We start from the raw sequence: 5,015 nt of genomic DNA on the forward strand, positions 1-5,015 counted from the left end.
GCACCGCATAGGTGATCCCAGAATCGTACGGCTGATCCAGCGCTGGTTAAAAGCAGGCGTAATGGAGGATGGGGAATTTTATGCCAGTAAAGAAGGCACCCCACAAGGTGGCTCTATTAGTGTTTTGGTGTTAGTATAGTTTCATGGACACATATTAGTTACGTCCCTTACAATAAAAATGGGAGAGGATGTGTCCAATATGACCCGTATGACATTCAATGACGATTTTAAAAAATGATTGTGGATCTCTACCATTCAGGAACTTCTGTTAAAGATCTGTCCGGCGAATATGGCGTATCTGAAGTGACGGTTTACAGATGGATTAAGCAGTTTACTCCAGTGGGTTCTGGAGATGAGTCCATCACCCAGAAAGAGATGGTTGAGATGAAGAAGGAAATGCTCCGTCTCCAACAAGAGAATGAGATCTTAAAAAAGGCTATGGTCATATTCGCCAAAAAGTAAAGGATACTGAGTTAGCAGAATTCATTGACAATCATAAAGCAGATTATCCAGTTCATACCCTGTGTAAAGTGCTGGGGATTCCCCGAAGCACGTACTATTAAAGACTGAATCATAAAGAGTCAAACCGCGAACGTGAGAACCGGGAGATCACCCAAAGAATTATCAGCATTCATCAAAAGAGCAAACAGCGCTATGGAGCTCCCAAAATCCATCATCTGTTGAAGCAGGAAGGATTTCAAGTCAGCCTCAAGAGAGTACAGCGTTTAATGAAGAAGTCAGGTATTCGTTCCATTGTGAAAAAGAAATACAAACCCTATCCGAGCAAGGAAAAGGTAATCCAACGGGACAATCTGTCCAAACAGGATTTCACCACCAACACCATCAATGAGAAGTGGGTCGCTGATATCACCTACATTCATACCCTTAAAGATGGATGGTGTTACTTGGCTTCTGTAATGGATTTACATACCCAAAAAATCGTTGGCTATTCCTTTGCCAAATCGATGACGACTGATCTCGTCATCAAAGCGTTGGCCAATGCTTGTGATACACAACAGCCTAAACGCGGGCTTATTCTGCACACGGATTTGGGGACACAATATACGAGTGAAGCATTTGAGCAATATGTCAAATCTCAGGGNAGCCCTATTTCAATTCATAGAAGGGTGGTATAACCGTAAAAGAATCCATAGCCGCCTAGGTTACAGAACACCTCAGGAAGTGGAAGATCTTTTGAAACATTCGGCTTAAAACTTAACTTTTTTGTGTCCAGGCTATTGACTCAAATCCAACAAGAGAATACATTGAAATGGAAAGTTCAAATTAATAGGTGTATTGATATTAACTCAGCCTCATTTGAGGAATTACAGCAAATTGTTCATATCGGTCCAGAAAGAGCACAACAGATCATTGAACTCCGTCCATTCTACTCTTTAGACGATTTGTTGCGAGTAGACGGCATTGGACCATCCAGATTACAAGACATTAAAGACCAGGGACTGGCATGCGTACACCCACCAGAAGAGGATGAAAAAAATTGATGGAAAAAGGTGTCATTGACCGTATAGTAGATAACAAACACGCTGTGATTTTAATCGGGGATGATGAGAGGGAAATCATCATCCCCTCCCATCTGCTTCCTTCAGGGGCAAAAGAAGGGACTTGGTTAAAAGTTACCTTTGACGCTAATAGCGTGACTCAAATAGAAATTGATGAGGTTGAGACAGAGAGGGTTAAAGAAAGGATCAGCGCAAAATTAGCAAAACTGAGGGAAAAGAAAAAGAGTAACTTTAAGAAAAGATAAAGATTATGAACCGAATTGCTATTAAAATATAATTTAAAACAACAACCACAGATTACGAATTAATTTGCCTACTTTCTGTTTTTGAATCCTTGATATACTGTTCATCCAGATCGTGATGCACAGACCGATGAAACGTCATCAAACTATACTAACCATTTACAAAAATGAAATATTATGTATAATTTATTATTAAAGGGATTCTTCATAATTAATTGTGCTTGACATTGAAAAAAAGCAGAATCTCCCTTAGTGTAGTTGTTGTCGAGACAAACCACGAAAGGAGAGATTCTGCTTGTACCGAAAGTTTACAACAGAATTCATCGATTTGCCAGACTTCAACCTAAAATCTATGAAAAAAGTGAATGAAAACTGGATAGCGGTTCTTGAGCCCACCCCAAGATCCTACATATGCCCTTTGTGTTTCAAGAAAAGCCAAAACCATGAACGAAAAAGAACTCGCACTCTTTGTCATCGTTGGATCCCTAGTTGGGGGACTCTTTACGTGGAGGTCCCTGTTTATAGACAGCGCTGTAATGATTGTAATATCACTTGGGGAATCACTTGGCAAGGAATACCGGAACGTGGAAAAGCGACAGAACCTTTTAAACGTATAGTCGTTGAGTATTGTCACAAAAAGTCTATTGAGCTAGCTTCAAAAGAGACAGGTATTCCTTACTCTACCGTTGAGCGATGGTACTATGATACAGATCTAGAGCCATTACCTGACAGCCATACTCATAGCTCCCCAGAAGAAATATGTATTGACGAATTTGCTTTAAAAAAGGGACATCAGTACGGTTTGGTCTTACTAGATGCAAAGACTGGACACGTTTGGCAAGTATCTGAAGGGAGGAGCCGAAAGAAAATCCAATATGCCCTTGAACAATGGCCATTTAAACAGACCCCAAAAGTGGTTGTAACAGACTTAGCACCTGGAATGTCTAAGACCGTTAGGTCTATTTGGCCTAAAGCTAATATTGTGGCTGATAAATTTCATGTGCTTCAATTGCTTATTCGTTCATTAAACAACGCTCGTAAGTTGTCTGGAAGATGGGCTACCAAACATTTAAATATTCGCCACCAGCAACGTCTCCTGTTATCCAAGCCAAATCAGCTATCTAATCATGAGCTAGAACAGCTCTCTCATTGGCTAGAAGAAGACAAGCGTTTAGAAGGACTATACCAAGCATTACAAGCATTTAGACGAGTGTATGAATCTCCGAATCGAGAAGTAGCTAAACGGAATTTCAACCTATGGATTGAGCATTATTATTATCATGGTCCCAGTGTACTGAAAAGAATCTCTAAGACGTTCCTGCAATGGAAAACAGAGATCCTTAACTACTTCACATTTCGATTGACAAATGCCCCTATAGAAGGAACGAACAACTTAATTAAGACGATTAAAAGACGTGCATTCGGAATGAGAAACCTTAAACGATTTGCCATCCGGATTCGAAGAGAGTGCAAACATCCCTAACGGATGAAAAACTACGAATAAGGGAGATTCAAGCACGATTTATGGTGAAGAACCCTAATGTTGATAATTAAAATCGTTAGGCGAAAAGGAGAAGAAGATGAGTAAAAAAGGATTGTTATTCAATTGTGGTAAGTCGAAAGTGATGCATTTTGGCGAAGATGAAAATACTTTAGTAATGAGCTTTTTAGATAGTGTTTCTTCATATACTTATAATAAACATGAAAGAATAGTAGGAACAGGTGTTGTACGATGTGATATATCTTCGTTTATATTTGAGAAGTTGGAAGAGAAGGGGATAAAAACTCATTTCATTAAGAACTTGAATAATGGAAAGATGTTGGTTAAAAAAATTGATATGTTTAAATTAGAAGTCATACCAAGAAACTATGCTGCCGGTTCTATGGTTCGTAATTATCCAGTAATTCATGGAACGCGATTTGATCCACCAATTCTTAAAATCGATATGAAGTATTCTAATGATCCCATGTTGAATGATGACTACATTGTAGCGCTAGGGATAGCAACTAAAAAAGAGTTAGAGCGGATAAAAGAGTTAGCGCATGAAGTAAATAATTTTCTTTCTTCTTTCTTTTTAGAAAAAGAATTATTATTGGTAGATTTTAAATTTGAAGTTGGACGTAATGAAAAAGGAGAAATTATTGTAGGTGACGAGATTTCACCGGATGGAATGAGAGTGTGGGATAGAAATACATATGTCTCTATGGATAAAGACGTGTTTAGATTTGGAAAAGGTGATTTAGTAGAAGCATATAAAGAATTACAAAAGAGATTAATGGTATAAGGGGGATTGAAATGTCTCATACGTTTATCTCTTACCAAAAGGAACTAGCACATTATTCTTTAGATATGATGGCGGATGTACGAGCTGTAGTAAATCCAGGAGAAGTCTTCAAAGTAGAAACCATGAATGCTTTTTCTCAAGAAACAAACTCAGAACAAGAATTAAACAAAGTCATTGATATGGGGTTTCATCATCCTTTTACAGGCCCTGTTTATATAAATGGAGCGAAATCAGGGATGACTTTAGAGGTAGTCATTTATGGGATTGAAATAGATGAATATGCATACACATGTGTTTCTCGTTCTTCGGGAGTTCTTAAAGGAAGATTTCAAGGTAGGAACTATAGGAAAGTTAAAATAAATGATTCTTTATTTACTCTTGGAAATATTACTCATAACATTGAACCTTGTTTAGGCGGTATTGGCGTATCAGACCCTAAGGGAACTCGGAATGGTGCTACAGGTAAGCATGGCGGAAATTTAGACTTTAGATGGTTAAGATCTGGATCTAAAGTGTATCTGCCTATTGCTAAGGATGGCGGATTTCTATATATGGGCGATTTGCATGCTAGACAAGGCAATGGAGAACTATCTGGAATTGCATTAGAATCTTCAGGGACAGTGGAATTGAGTGTACAATTACATGCCTCTTCTATTCCAACCCCAATATTAGAACTAGATAATGAAATTTTAATAGTAGGCTATGGAGAGACCTTTGATGAAGCAGTCAAGTTAGCTGCTGAGATTTCTGTTGATATAGTTTCTAAATCAAAAAACATCGAACCTGTAGATGCATATATGTTTTTAGGTTTGTCCTCAGATATTGTTACTGGGCATTTAACTGGTACCGTCAAGAATTTTGTGTAATGTAAATGGGGTAGGGTTTCTCTGAAATGGATTTGAATTGATAGGGGACTGATTTTCTCCACACAGGAGACTGAATATTCAGTCTCCTGTGTGGAAAGGGAG

The 5,015-nt window shown here is 38.4% G+C and carries 5 protein-coding genes and 1 pseudogene; all 6 read left to right on the forward strand.

Features of this window, described 5'->3' with window-relative positions; translation table 11 throughout:
• The first annotated feature begins 199 nt into the window (after positions 1-199).
• The 6 genes and pseudogenes from IEW48_RS16075 (at position 200) to IEW48_RS16100 (ending at position 4,913) form a co-directional block, all read left to right on the forward strand.
• Positions 200-1,212 (forward strand): annotated as a pseudogene (locus IEW48_RS16075) (IS3 family transposase).
• A 53-nt stretch (positions 1,213-1,265) separates the two neighbouring features.
• Complete coding sequence (locus tag IEW48_RS16080) at positions 1,266-1,502, forward strand: ComEA family DNA-binding protein (RefSeq protein ID WP_229704096.1); 237 nt, start codon at positions 1,266-1,268, stop codon at positions 1,500-1,502.
• Positions 1,502-1,765 (forward strand): DUF3006 domain-containing protein, encoded by a 264-nt coding sequence (locus tag IEW48_RS16085; RefSeq protein ID WP_188624643.1) that lies wholly within the window; start codon positions 1,502-1,504, stop codon positions 1,763-1,765. Before IEW48_RS16080 ends, IEW48_RS16085 begins: the two co-directional genes overlap by 1 nt.
• A 349-nt stretch (positions 1,766-2,114) precedes the next feature.
• Positions 2,115-3,245 (forward strand): ISL3 family transposase, encoded by a 1,131-nt coding sequence (locus IEW48_RS16090; RefSeq protein WP_229704097.1) that lies wholly within the window; start codon positions 2,115-2,117, stop codon positions 3,243-3,245.
• A 97-nt stretch (positions 3,246-3,342) separates the two neighbouring features.
• Positions 3,343-4,047 (forward strand): phosphoribosylaminoimidazolesuccinocarboxamide synthase, encoded by a 705-nt coding sequence (gene purC, locus IEW48_RS16095; protein WP_188624645.1) that lies wholly within the window; start codon positions 3,343-3,345, stop codon positions 4,045-4,047.
• A gap of 11 nt (positions 4,048-4,058) precedes the next feature.
• Entirely contained in the window at positions 4,059-4,913 is an 855-nt protein-coding gene (locus tag IEW48_RS16100) for an acetamidase/formamidase family protein (protein ID WP_188624646.1), read from the forward strand.
• Positions 4,914-5,015: the final 102 nt, after the last annotated feature.

The sequence above is a fragment of the Caldalkalibacillus thermarum genome (assembly GCF_014644735.1).
Taxonomy (GTDB): Bacteria; Bacillota; Bacilli; order Caldalkalibacillales; family Caldalkalibacillaceae; genus Caldalkalibacillus; species Caldalkalibacillus thermarum.